Genomic DNA, 14,634 nt, shown 5'->3' on the forward strand with positions numbered 1-14,634 from the left:
CATCAGACCTGCATGATCTCCGCTTGCTTACCCTCCAGCAATTCATCGACATGCTTGATGAAACGGTCGGTCAGAGATTGCACCTCGGATTCCCAGAATTTCTGATCATCCTCCGACATGCCATCGCCTTTGGCCTTCTTGATCTGATCCATCCCGTCGCGGCGCACATTGCGCACAGCAACCCGGGCGTGTTCGGCATATTGCGCGGCGACCTTGGTCAATTCCTTGCGCCGCTGTTCGTTCAGCTCAGGAATCGGCAGCATGATAATGGTGCCGTTAAGCTGCGGATTGATGCCCAAACCACTCTCGCGAATGGCTTTTTCCACCTTACCGACAAGGCCCTTGTCCCAGACATTGACCGTCACCATGCGCGGTTCGGGCACGTTGACCGTGCCCACCTGATTGATCGGGGTTTTCTGGCCATAGGCATCGACCATGATCGGCTCCAGCATCGAGGCCGAGGCGCGACCGGTGCGCAACGAGGCAAACTCGGTTTTGAGCGCGCCAATCGCACCCTCCATCCGGCGCTCCAGATCACCTGTGTCGATTTCGATATCATCCGCCATATTGTCTTGGTCCTTCTTGCGGCTCTTGCGTCTAAGCCTTGTTTTGCCTCAACCGTGCACGGTTGTATAGGTGCCCTCACCGGCCAGAATGCCCTTGAACCCGCCCGGTTCGTCAAGCGAGAAGACGATAATCGGCAAGTTATTGTCCCGCGCCAGCGCAATCGCCGAGGCATCCATCACCCCCAGATGCTGCGCCAGCACCTCGTCATAGGTCACACGCTCGAACCGCTTGGCATCCGGATATTTGATCGGGTCCTTGTCATAGACCCCATCCACCTTGGTCCCCTTAAAGATCGCCTCACAGGCCATTTCATTGGCCCGCAGCGTTGCCGCCGTATCGGTGGTGAAATAGGGGTTGCCGGTTCCAGCGGCAAAAATGCACACGCGCTTTTTCTCCAGATGCCGCACGGCACGGCGGCGGATATAGGGCTCTGCCACCTCATCCATGCGAATGGCGCTGATCACCCGGCAAAACACGCCCATTTTCTCCAGCGCGCTCTGCATGGCCAGCGCGTTCATCACTGTGGCCAGCATGCCCATGTAATCCGCTGTCGTGCGCTCCATCCCCTGAGCGCTGCCTTGCAAGCCGCGAAAAATGTTACCGCCGCCAATCACCATGCAGATCTCAACCCCCAGATCATGCACAATCTTGACCTCGCGCGCGATCCGCTCAACCGTTGGGGGATGCAACCCATAGCCCAGATCCCCCATCAGCGCCTCCCCGGAAATCTTGAGCATCACACGGGTGAATTTGGCTCTCTCCGGGGTGGTCATCGGCATTCTCCGTTCGGTCGTGTCAATCTCGCGCAAAATGTCGCAAATGCCGCCCATGTGCAATCGCTGATCACCCCGTTTCGCGGGGAAAAGGCGGCAAACCGCCTCGCCAAACCGCGCGATTGGCGCTAACCGGGGCCTATGAGCCTGCCCGTTGAGATCCACCCTGACCGTCCCGTCTTGATCGCTGGCCCCACCGCCAGCGGCAAATCGGCGCTCGCGATGCATATCGCGCGCAGCCAAGGTGGCGTCATCGTCAACGCCGACGCCCTGCAAGTCTATGGAAACTGGCGCATTCTCAGCGCAAGACCCAGCGCCGAGGACACAGCAACCGTTCCCCACCGCCTGTACGGGCATATCGGCGCGCAGGCCGACTATTCCACCGGCCATTGGCTGCGCGAGGTGGCAGCAATCCTCCAGACGCCGGTACGCGCGATCATCATCGGCGGCACCGGCCTCTATTTCAGCGCGTTGACCGAAGGTCTGGCCGAGATTCCCCCAACCCCACCCGCTTTGCGCGCCGAGGCCGATCACGTCATGGCCACACAAGGGCTATCCACACTCCTTGCCGCCCTTGATCCCACGACCCTTGCGCGCATCGACACCCGCAACCCCATGCGCGTCCAGCGCGCGTGGGAGGTGCAGCGCGCCACAGGTCGCGGGCTGGCCGCATGGCAGGATGACACGCCGCCGCCCCTTCTGCCACTCACCGCCTGCACCCCGCTTTTGATCACCGCCAACAAGGATTGGTTAAATGCCCGCATCGCCCGCCGCTTTGACGCCATGCTCGCCGCCGGGGCGCTGGACGAGGTGCGCGCCAATCTGCCCCTCTGGAACCCTGCCCTGCCCTCGATGAAGGCCATCGGCGCGCCCGAACTCATCGCGCATTTACGCGGCGAAATGACGCTCGATCAGGCGCGCGAGGCCGCCACCATCGCCACCCGCCAATATGCCAAACGCCAGCGCACATGGTTCCGCGCGCGGATGCGGGCATGGCAGCCGATAGAGGCCGAAACGCTCACCGCCTGAAACGCTCGCATTTCGTGCAAGCATTTCGCATTTCGTGCAGCGAACCACGATTTTCAGGACTTGTGAGGCGACAAATCGCCCCTGCCCTCTCCAATTCCGCCCAAGGCCGCCCGGCCCCGTCTTTGGGAGGAGACCACATGATTCCAGCCGCATTCGAGTATCACCGCCCCGGTGATCTGCCCGCCGCCCTCGCCCTCTTGCAACAACACGGCGACGAGGCACGTGTCATAGCAGGCGGTCACAGCCTCATCCCGATGATGAAGCTGCGCATGGCCGAGGTGCCGCACCTCATCGACTTGCAAGCCATCGACGCGCTGCGCGGGATCACCATGGATGGCAGCCGCATCACCCTTGGGGCCATGGTCACGCAGGCCGAAATCATCGCCCATGCTGGTCTGACCACCCACGCGCCCATCCTGCGCGAAGCCGCCCTTCAGATTGCTGATCCGCAGGTGCGCGCCATGGGCACGGTCGGCGGCAACGTCGCCAATGGCGATCCCGGCAACGACATGCCCGGCCTGATGCAATGCCTGAACGCCACATTCCACGTCACCGGCCCCGAGGGCAGCCGCACCATCCCCGCACGGGAATTTTACGAGAGCGCCTATCTCACCGCCCGCGAGGATGACGAAATCCTGACCGCAGTCAGCTTTGACGCGCCCACCGGCGGGCAGGCCTATGAGAAACAGAAACGCAAGATCGGCGATTACGCCACCGCCGCCGCCGCCGTGATCCTCACCCGCTCGGGCGATCACTGCACCGCCGCGTCCATCGCCATGACCAACCTGTCGGACACGCCCATCTGGGCCGAGGCAGCAGGCAATGCCCTCATCGGCACCGCCTGCGGCGAAGATGCCGTCATCGCCGCAATCACCGCGATGCAAACAGCCATCGACCCGTCAGAGGACAATCGCGGACCGGTCGAATTCAAACGCCACGCGGCAGGCATCATCCTTGCCCGCGCCATCGCCCGCGCTTGGTCGCGCGCCTGAGGAAACGCACCCATGTCCAAGAAAATGCAGATCACCCTCACCGTGAACGGCACCCGCCATGAATTGCTGGCAGAACCACGCGAGCTTTTGATCCATGTCCTGCGCGAACGCCTCAATATCACAGGCCCGCATATCGGCTGCGAAACCTCGCATTGCGGCGCCTGCACCGTGATTATGGGCGACCGGTCGATCAAATCCTGCACCGTCTTTGCCGCTCAGGCAGACGGGGCCAGCATCACCACCATCGAAGGGCTCGGAAGCCCCGATGCGCTCCACCCGCTGCAAGAGGCGTTTCGCGAACATCACGGGTTGCAATGCGGCTTTTGCACGCCGGGTATGATCACCCGCGCGGCACAACTGCTCAAGGAAAACCCCGACCCCACCGAAGAAGAGGTGCGCTTTGGCATGGCGGGTAATCTTTGCCGCTGCACCGGCTATCAAAACATCGTCAAATCGGTGCTCGCCGCCGCTGCCACACTCAATTCCTCCAAGGAGGCCGCAGAATGAACGATCTGACGCCAGACCGCGACGACCGCACCGCCAAGCTCAAGGGCATCGGCTGCGCCCGCAAGCGCGTCGAGGATGCGCGCTTTACCCAAGGCAAGGGCAATTATGTCGATGACATCAAGATGCCCGGCATGCTCTTTGGCGATTTCGTCCGCTCGCCCTATGCCCATGCCCGCGTGAAATCCATCGACACCTCCGCCGCCATGGCCCTTGACGGCGTGGTGGCTGTGCTGACGGCCAAGGATCTCGAGCCGCTCGGCCTGCACTGGATGCCCACCCTTGCGGGCGACAAACAGATGGTGCTGGCCGATGGCAAGGTGCTCTTTCAAGGGCAAGAAGTGGCCTTTGTCGTCGCCCGCGACCGTTACGTTGCCGCCGACGCTGTGGAACTGGTCGACGTCGAGTATGAGGAACTCCCCGTCATCACCGACCCGTTCGAGGCGCTCAACTCCGACACAGTGCTGCGCGAGGATCTCGCCCCCGGTGCCGATGGTGCCCACGGCCCCCGCCGCCACCCCAACCATATTTTCCTGTGGGAACAGGGCGATAAATCCACCACCGAAGAGGTGATCGCCTCCGCCGATGTGGTGGCCGAGGAAATGATCTATTACCACCGCACCCACCCCTGCCCACTGGAAACCTGTGGCTGCGTCGCCTCCATGGACAAGGTGAATGGCAAGCTCACGCTCTATGGCACCTTTCAGGCCCCGCATGTGGTGCGCACCGTGGCCTCCTTGCTGTCGGGCATCGACGAACACAACATCCGCGTGGTGTCGCCCGACATCGGCGGCGGCTTTGGCAACAAGGTGGGCGTTTATCCCGGCTATGTCTGCTCGATCGTCGCCACCATCGTCACCGGCCTGCCGGTGAAATGGGTCGAGGACCGGATGGAAAACCTGATGGCCACCGCCTTCGCCCGCGACTACTGGATGAAGGGCAAGATCGCGGCCACCAAAGAGGGCAAGATCACCGGCCTCTGGTGCCATGTCACCGCCGATCACGGCGCGTTCGACGCCTGCGCCGATCCCACCAAATTCCCCGCCGGATTCTTTCATATCTGCACCGGCAGCTATGACATCCCGGTGGCCTACGTGGGCGTCGATGGCGTCTATACCAACAAGGCCCCGGGCGGCGTCGCCTATCGCTGCTCCTTCCGCGTGACCGAGGCCGCGTATTTCATCGAGCGCATGATCGAAATACTGGCCATTGAACTCGGCATGGACGCGGCAGAACTCCGCCGCATCAACTTCATCCGCGCCGACCAATTCCCCTATCACTCGGCGCTTGGCTGGGAATATGACAGCGGCGATTACCACACTGCGTGGGACAAGGCGCTCGAGGCTGTGGATTACGCCGGGCTGCGCGCCGAACAGGCCGAACGCATCGAGGCCTTCAAACGCGGCGAAACCCGCAAACTGATCGGCATTGGTCTGACGCATTTCACCGAAATCGTGGGGGCCGGCCCGGTCAAGAATTGCGACATCCTTGGGATGGGCATGTTCGACAGCTGCGAAATCCGCATCCACCCCACCGGATCGGCCATCGCCCGTCTTGGCACCATCTCTCAGGGTCAAGGCCACGCCACCACCTTTGCCCAGATCCTCGCCACCGAAATCGGCATCCCGGCGGACAAGATCACGGTGGAAGAAGGCGACACCGACACCGCGCCCTACGGCCTTGGCACCTATGGCAGCCGCTCTACCCCCGTGGCAGGGGCCGCCACCGCGCTCGCCGGTCGCAAAATCCGCGCCAAGGCGCAGATGATCGCGGCCTATCTGCTAGAGGTCCATGACGATGACGTCGAATTCGACATCGACCGCTTCGCCGTCAAAGGCGCGCCAGAACGGTTCAAGACCATGGCCGAGATTGCCTATGCCGCCTATCATCAGGCCATTCCCGGCGTCGAGCCGGGGCTGGAAGCGGTCAGCTACTACGATCCGCCCAACATGACCTATCCCTTCGGGGCCTATATCTGCGTGATGGAAATTGACGTCGACACCGGCGAAACTCAAATCCGCCAGTTCTACGCGCTCGACGATTGCGGCACCCGCATCAACCCGATGGTGATCGAAGGCCAAGTGCATGGCGGCCTGACAGAGGCGCTCGCCATCGCCATGGGGCAGGAAATTGCCTATGACGAGATGGGCAATGTCAAAACCGGCACGCTGATGGATTTCTTTATCCCCACCGCGTGGGAAACGCCGCATTACACCACAGATCATACGGAAACCCCCTCGCCACACCACCCCATCGGGGCCAAGGGCGTGGGTGAAAGCCCGAATGTCGGCGGTGTTCCGGCCTTTTCAAACGCCGTGCATGATGCGCTGCGCCCCTTTGGCCTGCGTCAAAGCCATATGCCGCATGATCATTGGCGCATCTGGCGCGCAGCCCACGACCTCGGGCTGCATGGCTAAGGACGGGACCGGGGGCCAGCCCCCGGACCCCCGGAGTATTTGCACCAAAAAGAAACAGGGAGACTGCATGCAAGGCTGGCGCGATCTGCAACAGGGCATGACAGATCATGGCTATATCGCAGGTGACGATTTGGCCATGGCGCTGCATATCGCCCTGTCACTGGAACGGCCCCTCCTGCTGGAAGGGGCTGCAGGCGTCGGCAAGACCGAGGTGGCGCGCGTGTTGGCTGCGATGAAATCCGCGCGCCTGATCCGCCTGCAATGCTACGAAGGGCTCGACGCCGCCCAAGCCATCTATGAATGGAACTACCCCCGCCAACTCCTCGCCATCCGCGCCGCCTCAGAGGGCGGCGAGACCGGCGCAGGCGTGGAAGCGCGAATTTTCTCTGATGATTACCTCTTGGAGCGGCCCCTCTTGCAGGCCATCCGGCAGGCAGAATCGCCGGTCCTGCTGATCGACGAGATCGACCGCGCCGACGAGGAATTCGAGGCCTATCTTCTTGAAATCCTGTCCGAGTTCCAGATCACCATCCCCGAAATGGGCACGCTCACCGCCACCGCGCGCCCGATGGTGATCCTCACTGCCAATGGCACCCGTGACCTTTCGGATGCGCTGCGCAGGCGCTGCATTTATGCCCATGTCGATTACCCGGACCGCACCGCAGAGCTTGCAATATTGCAAAGCCGCTGTCCGCAGATCGACCAGCACCTCACCCGCCAGATCGTTAGCTTCGTGCAGGCCCTCCGCCGCGAGGACCTTGAGAAAACTCCCGGCATCGCCGAAACCCTCGATTTCGCTGCGGCACTTGCGGGTCTTGGCATCAACGATCTGACCCACGATCCGGTGATCTTGCAAGCCGCGCTTGCGACCCTGCTCAAGACGCAAACAGACCGCGCCAATATCACTACAGAAGTGGCGCAGCGCCTCGCAGGGCAGGCCGCATGAGCCGCGTCACCCGCTTTGCCGCCCGCGATCCGGGGCCATCCGCACGTATCGCGGGCTTCATCGCCCATCTGCGCGCCAATGGCCTGCGGTTGGGCGTGGGCGCAACACAAACAGCCCTTACAGCCCTCAGCCATATCAACGCGGCCAACCCCGACGAGACTCGCCGCGCCCTCAAATCAGTCTGCGCCAGCACCGCCGATGAGGTGGCCCAGTTCGACGCGCTCTTTGACAGCTATTGGCTGAACGCAGGCCGCGTGCGCGAGAAATTCGCCCCCTCAGAGCGCAGCGGCAATGCCCATAGCCGCAACAGCCGCGATGCCAGCGGCGATAACAGCACCGCGCGCGGGCAAATCCACGCCCCCGACGATGGCCGGGGTGCGGCCCATGGCGACGGCACCGGCACGCTCATCGCCAGCCGCACCGCCAGCCTGATGCATCACGACATGCGCAAACTGGTCAGCCCGCAGGATATTGCCGAGGCTGAATCCATCGCCCGCCGCCTTGCGCAATCCCTCGCCTACCGCCGGTCCCGCCGCCGCCGGGCCGCCCATCGGGGCGATCAGATCCACTTTCGCCGCCTCATCCGCGCCAGCCTTGCCACCGGGGGCGAACCCCTGACGCTCCCGCGCAAGAAACGCCCGGATCGTCAGATGCGGATCGTCGCCCTCTGCGATGTCTCTGGCTCGATGACGATCTATGCGCGGGTGTTTTTGGCCTTTCTCACCGGCCTTGTTCGCGCTGATGACGCCACGGATGCCTGGCTCTTTCATACCCGCCTTGTGCGTATTTCGGACGCGCTGCGCGATCCTGACCCACTGCGCGCCCTCAACCGCCTGTCGCTTCTGGCCGATGGCTTTGGCGGCGGGTCCAAGATTGGCGCATCGCTGGCAGATTTCGCCCGTGGCCCCGCGCGGCACGGCGTCAATTCCCGCACGGTCGTGGTGATCCTGTCGGACGGCTATGACACTGACGCGCCCGCAGCCTTGACCGAGGCCCTCATCCGCCTGCGCAAACGAGGTGGGCGAATCATTTGGCTCAACCCCTTGAAAGGTTGGGCAGATTACGCGCCCGTCACCGCCGCCATGGCCGCCGCCCTGCCGCATCTCGATCTCTTTGCCGCCGCCACGACGCTGAACGATCTGGCGGCCCTCGGCCCGCAGCTGGAGCGCCTGACATGATCTCTGACACGCTCAACACCGCCACCCACCGCCTGAACGCCACCCGCACCCCCTATGCCATTGCCACGGTGATCCGCACCGTGGGGGCCACTGCCGCCAAACCTGGCGCACGGGCGCTGATCCTCGCCGATGGCACCATATCAGAGGGCTGGATTGGCGGCGGCTGCGTGCGGGGTGCGGTGGCCCGCGCCGCCCAAAGCGCCCTCGCCGAAGGCACGCCGCGCCTCATTTCCATTCAGCCTGACGAAGACCTGACCGCGCAGGGCCTGACCCCCGGCGAACACCATCAGGGCCGCGACATCGCCCGCAACGGCTGTCCCAGCAAGGGCGCGATGGAGATTTTCGTGGAACCGGTCCTGCCCCGCCCCGAACTCGTGATCCTTGGTGCCTCGCCTGTGGCGCTTGCCCTCGCCACGCTTGCGCAGCCCTTCGGGTTTGACATCACCACACCCGATACCCAGCCCGATTCTGGCCCCCTGCCCGCCGCCAACCATGCGCGGATGGTGGTCATCGCCACCCAAGGGGCCGGCGATCTCGACGCCCTGCGCACGGCACTGGCCTCTGACGCCGACTACATCGGCTTTGTCGCCAGCCGCCGCAAATTCACAACCCTCGCCGCGCGGCTCGATGCCACGCCAGAGACGCTGGCGCGCGTCCATTCCCCGGCGGGCCTTGCGATCAACGCTGTCACCCCCGAGGAAATCGCGCTCTCAATTCTGGCCCAGATCGTCCAGCACCGCCGCCAAGGCCAGCGCCAGACCTGACATTCCCCTAAATATCAAGGAGACCCCCATGGACCTCGCCGATGAAATCACGCTCAATGCGCCCAAATCCCGCGTCTATGCCGCGCTCAACGATCCCGAGATTCTGCGCCAGAGCATTCCGGGATGCGAGGAACTGATCAAACATTCCGATACAGAATTAGAGGCCCGCGTCGTGCTCAAGATCGGCCCGGTCAAGGCACGCTTTACCGGTACGGTCACGCTCGACACCTCGGGTGCGCCAGATGCGTTTTCATTGACGGGCCAAGGCAATGGCGGCGCTGCGGGCCATGCCAAGGGCGGCGCGGATGTGACGCTGACCGAAGAAAACGGCGTCACCACCCTGCGCTATAATGCCCGCGCCGACATCGGCGGCAAGCTCGCGCAATTGGGCAGCCGCCTCATTCAAAGCACGGCGAAAAAGCTCGCCGCGCAGTTTTTCACCAATTTTCAAGAGGTTGTCGCCCCGGCAGAGGTTTAGAGCCCCGCCAGAAACGCCGCGATACCAGCCTCCGCAACCTCGCGGTCCTGCATCGGCGTGCCCGAACTTACGCCGATGCCGCCCACAACATCGCCCTCCACAACCACGGGCAGGCCGCCGCCCACCACCATCAACCGCCCGCCAATGGCCGCCGCGATGCCATAGGCGGGCTTGCCGGGTTGGCTCAGCTCGCCATACTCATGCGTCGCTTTCTTGGCTCCGGCGGCGGTAAAGGCCTTGTCGATCGCAATGGTGATCGACGTAACCTTGCCCCCGTCCATCCGCTCAAACGCCACCAGATTGCCGCCCTCGTCGGTGATGGCGATGCACATCGGCACGCCAATCTCCGCCGCCTTGGCGCGCGCACCCGCCAAGAGCACCCCAGCGTCCGCCAGATCGAGCCTTTTTACCATCAGCATAAACCGTTCCCCCTATGCCGCTTTGACCCCGCGCCGCGCCGCATGCAACAGCGGCTCTGTATAGCCCGAGGGCTGCTTGGCCCCTTCAAAGATCAGGTCCCGCGCCGCCTTGAACGCCGCCCCATCGAAATCGGGGGCCATCGGGCGATAGGCCGGGTCCTGCGCGTTCTGCGCATCTACCTTGGGTGCCATACGCCGCAACGAGGCGTCAATCTCTTCCGCCGTGCATATCCCGTGGATCAGCCAATTGGCCAGATATTGCGACGAAATCCGCAAAGTCGCACGATCCTCCATCAGCGCCACATCGTTGATGTCCGGCACCTTGGAACAGCCGATCCCCTGATCGACCCATCGCACGACATAGCCCAGAATCGACTGACAGGAATTGTCCAGCTCGCGCCGCACTTCTTCGCCCGATAGGTTGCGCCCCACCATCAGCGGCGGTGTCAGCAGATCAGCCCGTGCCGCGCGATCCCGGCCCTTGAGCGCCGCTTGCAGCCCGGCCACATCCACCTGATGGTAATGCGTGGCATGCAGCGTCGCCGCCGTGGGCGACGGCACCCAGGCCGTATTCGCCCCAGCCTTGGGATGCCCGATCTTGACCTCCAGCATATCGGCCATCGCATCGGGCTTGGCCCACATGCCCTTGCCGATCTGTCCGCGCCCGGTCATGCCGGCTGCAAGGCCCGCATCGACATTCCCGGCCTCATAGGCCGCAAGCCAGATGGCCTTTTGCATCTCGCCCTTGGGAATGACCGGCCCCGCCTGCATCGAGGTGTGAATCTCGTCGCCGGTCCGATCAAGGAACCCGGTGTTGATGAACACACAGCGATCCTTGACCGCCTTGATACAGGCCATAAGGTTCGCCGAGGTCCGCCGCTCCTCATCCATCACGCCCAGCTTGACGGTATTTTGCGGCAGGCCCAGCACCTCTTCGACCCGCCCATAAAGCGTATCGACAAAGGCGCATTCCTCCGGCCCATGCAGCTTGGGGATCACCACATAGACCGATCCCGCCCGCGAATTGCCCTCTGCACCGCGCGCCAGATCATGCATCGCCGCCGCAACCGTCACGGCGGCATCCAGCATCACCTCAGGCGTCTCCTTGCCATCGAGCAGCACCGCATCAGTGGTCATCAAAAGCCCGACATTGCGCACCAGCATCAGCGCACGTCCGGGATGCACCACCTCGTTCCCCTGCGGATCAAGATAGGTCACATCCGGGTTCAGCGCCCGGGTGAGCAGACGCCCGCCCTTCTCGAACCGCTCTTGCAGGTCGCCACGCATCAGACCCAGCCAATTGCCATAGACCACGCATTTATCGTCAGCATCCACCGCCGCGACCGAATCCTCGCAATCCTGTATAGCGGTCAGCGCGCTTTCGATCCGCACATCCGAAATTCCCGCCGGATCATCGCGGCCAATGGCCGACGCCCGGTCAATCACGATCTCGATCATCAGCCCATTGACCCGCAGCATCACGTTGCCGCCCGCCGTAGTGCCTGCAAACTGTCCCGCATCAGCCAACCCCGTGACGTGCCCGCCTACGGTAACACGCAACGCGCCGTCCACCTCGAACGCCGCGACATCCGCCCAAGACCCGGCGGCCAAGGGGGCCACCTTGTCCAGATGCGCCCGCGCCCAGGCAATCACTTGGCGGCCCCGCGCAGCATCATAGCCCGGCCCCTCTGCCCGGCCCGCAATCGCATCCGTGCCATAAAGCGCATCATAAAGACTGCCCCAGCGCGCATTGGCGGCATTGAGCGCAAACCGCGCATTCATCACCGGCACCACCAATTGCGGCCCCGCAACCTGTGCAATCTCGGCATCCACATTCTGCGTGCCCAGCTCAAACGCCTCAGGTTCCGGCACCAGATAGCCGATCTCGGTCAGAAATTCGCGATACGCGTCACCATCAAACTGCTGCCCGCGCCGCGCGCGGTGCCAGCCGTCAATCTGCACCTGCAACTCCCGCCGCTTGGCCAAAAGGGCCGCGTTCTTGGGCGCAAGATCCCTCAACAAAGCGGCATAGCCGGACCAGAACTGATCGGCACTCAGCCCAAGCAGCACCTCATCTTCGATCAAACGGGCCAGCGGTGCGGCCACGCTCAGGCCGTGACGGTCAACATAGGTGGTCATGGTATCGCTCCAGTATTTCAGGAAATCATCGGGTTTTGCAGCTACTTCAGTGCTGCGGGACTTGTAAGAACGGGAAAAATGTTTTCCATTGTATGGAAAGGTATACCGAACATGACCGATCCCCAATCCCAAGGCGTCCAGTCTGTCGCCCGCGCCCTGCGCCTGCTGCACCTGCTCAGCCAGCAGGACGAAGGCGCGCGCGTCTCGGATTTGGCCCGGCTGGCCGGTCTTGCGGTCTCGACCACGCACCGCCTGCTGACCACGCTCGAATTGCAGCACTTCGCACAATTCGATTCAGAGCGCGCGCTGTGGCATGTCGGACGGGGCGCGTTTTCCGTTGGCACCGCCTTTGCCCGGCGGCATAATTTCGTCACCCCGGCCCTGCCGCTCTTGCGCCACCTGCGCGATGCCACGCGCGAAACCGCCAATCTCGGCATTCTCGATCAGGACGAGCTTGTGACCCTCTCACAGGTCGAAAGCCGCGAAATCATGCGCGCCATCTCGCCCCCCGGCGGGCGCGTGCCCGCCTTTTGCTCTGGCATGGGCAAGGCGATTCTCGCCACATGGCCCGATGCCGATATCGCCGAGTTCGTGGCCCGCACCGGGTTTCACCCGATGACCAAACGCTCACACCGCAGCCTGACCACAGCCATGGTCGATATCAAACGCATCCGCGCCCAAGGCTTTGCACTTGATGACGAGGAACATGTGACGGGCTTACGCTGCTTGGCCGCCGTGGTCTGGTCGCCACAGGCCGAAGCGGTCTGCGCCATCTCGGTCTCGGGTCTGGCCGCACGTCTGCCCGATGCCCGGCTCGACACCGTCGGGCGTCAAGTCGCCGAGGCCGCAGCCGAACTCACCCAGCGCATTGGCGGGCAAAAACCGGACTGACCCTGTCAGAACAGGCTGCCTTGCCCCGCAGGCGGGGTCTTGGGCTTGGGCTTGGGCGCAGCGGCGGACGACCCCGACACATCAAGTACGCCATCGGCAAATTCAATCTGCAGCGCCGCCGCCCCTGCTGCCGCCGCCCGTGTCGTCATCACGGCCCCGTCGCCGCGCACCACCGCGTAGCCACGGCTCAGCGTGGCCTTGTAGCCCAGCGTCTCGCGCAACCGCTCCAGCGCCGCCAGCCGATCCTGCCAGCCCCGCACCTGCCGCCCCGCCACATCCGACAACCGCGCCGAGACCTGATCCAAATCGCGCCGCTTCTGCGCAATATCGCGGTTGAGCGCATGCACATTCAGCCGCGCCGCCGTCGCCTGCAACCGTCGCCGATCCCCTTCAACCGCCCGCCGCAACAGCGCCGGGCGCAACGCCCCCGCCGTCTCTGACAGATGCACCCGCCGCACCTGCACCGACCGGATCAGCGCCGCAGGCAGGCGCTCGCCCAAGGCGTCCAGCCGCTGCCGCGGCCCATCCAGCAACACCTCGGCCCGTGGCAAGGCCCGCGCCAGATCGCGCAACCGCTGACCGCGCAAACGCACCCCTTGGCTCAGCGCATGGCTCAGCCGTGCGCCCTGCCCCTCGACCCAAGCGAGAAGGTCCATCCGCACCGGCACCGCCAGTTCCGCCGCCGCCGTCGGCGTCGGCGCGCGCTTGTCCGAGGCGAAATCAATCAGCGTGGTGTCCGTCTCATGGCCCACGGCAGAGATCAGCGGAATCGCACTTTCCGCCGCCGCGCGCACCACGATTTCCTCGTTGAACCCCCACAGATCCTCGACCGATCCACCACCGCGCGCCACGATAATCAAATCAGGGCGCGGCAGCGCGCCCCCCGGCGTCATCGCATTGAACCCCCGGATCGCTCGCGCCACCTCCGGCGCACATTTGTCACCCTGCACGGCGACGGGCCAAATCAGCACCTTGCGCGGAAACCGGTCGCGCAGCCGGTGCAAAATATCGCGGATCACCGCGCCCGAGGGCGATGTGACAACCCCGATGATCTCCGGCAGATAGGGCAGCGCCTGCTTGCGCTCGGGTGCGAACAGCCCTTCCGCCGCCAGCGCCGCCTTGCGTTTTTCCAACATCGCCATCAGCGCGCCCATGCCCGCTGGCTTCATATCCTCGATGATGATCTGATAGCGTGATTGACCGGGAAAGGTGGTCAAACGGCCCGTGGCCACCACCTCCATCCCCTCTTCGGGCTGCACGGCCAATCGCGCGGCAACCCCCTTCCAGATGATCCCAGCCAACACCGCCGAGTCGTCCTTGAGGTCCAGATAGATATGCCCCGACCGTGGCCGCGAAATACGGCCCAATTCGCCGCGCACCCGCACATGCGAAAACTCGCCCTCGATCATCCGTTTGATCGCCCCCGACAGATCCGAGACGGAAAACTCCGGGGCATTACCGCCCTCTTGGGGATCGTCGATCAGATCGGACATGCGCGCGCCCCTCCTGCCTTGTGTCTGCCTGCCCACCACCTTAG

14 protein-coding genes are annotated in these 14,634 nt (G+C 63.8%); 9 read left to right on the forward strand and 5 right to left on the reverse strand.

The window, feature by feature from the left end; all coding sequences use genetic code 11:
• Positions 1–2: 2 nt before the first annotated feature.
• Together frr and pyrH are read right to left on the reverse strand one after the other, a co-directional pair.
• Entirely contained in the window at positions 3–566 is a 564-nt protein-coding gene (frr, locus tag ROSMUCSMR3_RS04800; RefSeq protein ID WP_008280458.1) for a ribosome recycling factor, read from the reverse strand.
• A 48-nt stretch (positions 567–614) separates the two neighbouring features.
• Positions 615–1,340, reverse strand: coding sequence for a UMP kinase (gene pyrH, locus ROSMUCSMR3_RS04805; RefSeq protein ID WP_198133578.1), 726 nt, complete (start codon positions 1,338–1,340; stop codon positions 615–617).
• Positions 1,341–1,481: 141 nt separating this feature from the next.
• On the opposite strand from pyrH, the gene miaA reads away from it, so the two are divergent.
• The 8 genes from miaA to ROSMUCSMR3_RS04845 all read left to right on the forward strand — a co-directional run bounded on the left by miaA (position 1,482) and on the right by ROSMUCSMR3_RS04845 (position 9,648).
• Positions 1,482–2,369 carry a tRNA (adenosine(37)-N6)-dimethylallyltransferase MiaA gene (gene miaA, locus ROSMUCSMR3_RS04810; RefSeq protein ID WP_081506613.1) on the forward strand — a complete coding sequence of 296 codons (888 nt, stop codon included), beginning with the start codon at positions 1,482–1,484 and terminating at the stop codon, positions 2,367–2,369.
• 137 nt (positions 2,370–2,506) lie between these two features.
• Entirely contained in the window at positions 2,507–3,361 is an 855-nt protein-coding gene (locus ROSMUCSMR3_RS04815) for an FAD binding domain-containing protein (RefSeq protein ID WP_008280462.1), read from the forward strand.
• Between the two features lie 12 nt (positions 3,362–3,373).
• The gene (locus tag ROSMUCSMR3_RS04820) at positions 3,374–3,868 is read left to right on the forward strand and encodes a (2Fe-2S)-binding protein (protein ID WP_008280463.1); all 495 of its coding nucleotides are present in this window, start codon (positions 3,374–3,376) and stop codon (positions 3,866–3,868) included.
• Positions 3,865–6,282 (forward strand): aerobic carbon-monoxide dehydrogenase large subunit, encoded by a 2,418-nt coding sequence (locus ROSMUCSMR3_RS04825; protein ID WP_081506614.1) that lies wholly within the window; start codon positions 3,865–3,867, stop codon positions 6,280–6,282. The genes ROSMUCSMR3_RS04820 and ROSMUCSMR3_RS04825 overlap by 4 nt, the downstream gene beginning before the upstream one ends.
• Before the next feature lie 67 nt (positions 6,283–6,349).
• Positions 6,350–7,228, forward strand: a complete 879-nt coding sequence (locus tag ROSMUCSMR3_RS04830) for an AAA family ATPase (RefSeq protein WP_081506615.1) — start codon at positions 6,350–6,352, stop codon at positions 7,226–7,228.
• Complete coding sequence (locus ROSMUCSMR3_RS04835; RefSeq protein ID WP_081506616.1) at positions 7,225–8,406, forward strand: vWA domain-containing protein; 1,182 nt, start codon at positions 7,225–7,227, stop codon at positions 8,404–8,406. The genes ROSMUCSMR3_RS04830 and ROSMUCSMR3_RS04835 overlap by 4 nt, the downstream gene beginning before the upstream one ends.
• The gene (locus ROSMUCSMR3_RS04840; RefSeq protein WP_081506617.1) at positions 8,403–9,170 is read left to right on the forward strand and encodes an XdhC family protein; all 768 of its coding nucleotides are present in this window, start codon (positions 8,403–8,405) and stop codon (positions 9,168–9,170) included. The genes ROSMUCSMR3_RS04835 and ROSMUCSMR3_RS04840 overlap by 4 nt, the downstream gene beginning before the upstream one ends.
• Before the next feature lie 28 nt (positions 9,171–9,198).
• Positions 9,199–9,648, forward strand: coding sequence for a CoxG family protein (locus ROSMUCSMR3_RS04845; RefSeq protein WP_081506618.1), 450 nt, complete (start codon positions 9,199–9,201; stop codon positions 9,646–9,648).
• Here ROSMUCSMR3_RS04845 and ROSMUCSMR3_RS04850 read toward each other — a convergent pair.
• Positions 9,645–10,067, reverse strand: coding sequence for a GlcG/HbpS family heme-binding protein (locus tag ROSMUCSMR3_RS04850; RefSeq protein WP_081506619.1), 423 nt, complete (start codon positions 10,065–10,067; stop codon positions 9,645–9,647). The genes ROSMUCSMR3_RS04845 and ROSMUCSMR3_RS04850 overlap by 4 nt on opposite strands.
• A gap of 12 nt (positions 10,068–10,079) precedes the next feature.
• Positions 10,080–12,206, reverse strand: coding sequence for a malate synthase G (locus ROSMUCSMR3_RS04855; RefSeq protein WP_081506620.1), 2,127 nt, complete (start codon positions 12,204–12,206; stop codon positions 10,080–10,082).
• 111 nt (positions 12,207–12,317) lie between these two features.
• Here ROSMUCSMR3_RS04855 and ROSMUCSMR3_RS04860 point away from each other — a divergent pair, with 111 nt between their 5' ends.
• Positions 12,318–13,097, forward strand: a complete 780-nt coding sequence (locus ROSMUCSMR3_RS04860) for an IclR family transcriptional regulator (protein ID WP_008280471.1) — start codon at positions 12,318–12,320, stop codon at positions 13,095–13,097.
• 5 nt (positions 13,098–13,102) lie between these two features.
• Here ROSMUCSMR3_RS04860 and xseA read toward each other — a convergent pair whose 3' ends face one another.
• A complete protein-coding gene (gene xseA, locus ROSMUCSMR3_RS04865; RefSeq protein WP_081506621.1) occupies positions 13,103–14,590 on the reverse strand; it encodes an exodeoxyribonuclease VII large subunit in 1,488 nt (495 codons plus the stop codon).
• Positions 14,591–14,634: the final 44 nt, after the last annotated feature.

Origin of the sequence: Roseovarius mucosus, assembly GCF_002080415.1 — a bacterium.
GTDB classification, from domain to species: Bacteria; Pseudomonadota; Alphaproteobacteria; order Rhodobacterales; family Rhodobacteraceae; genus Roseovarius; species Roseovarius mucosus_A.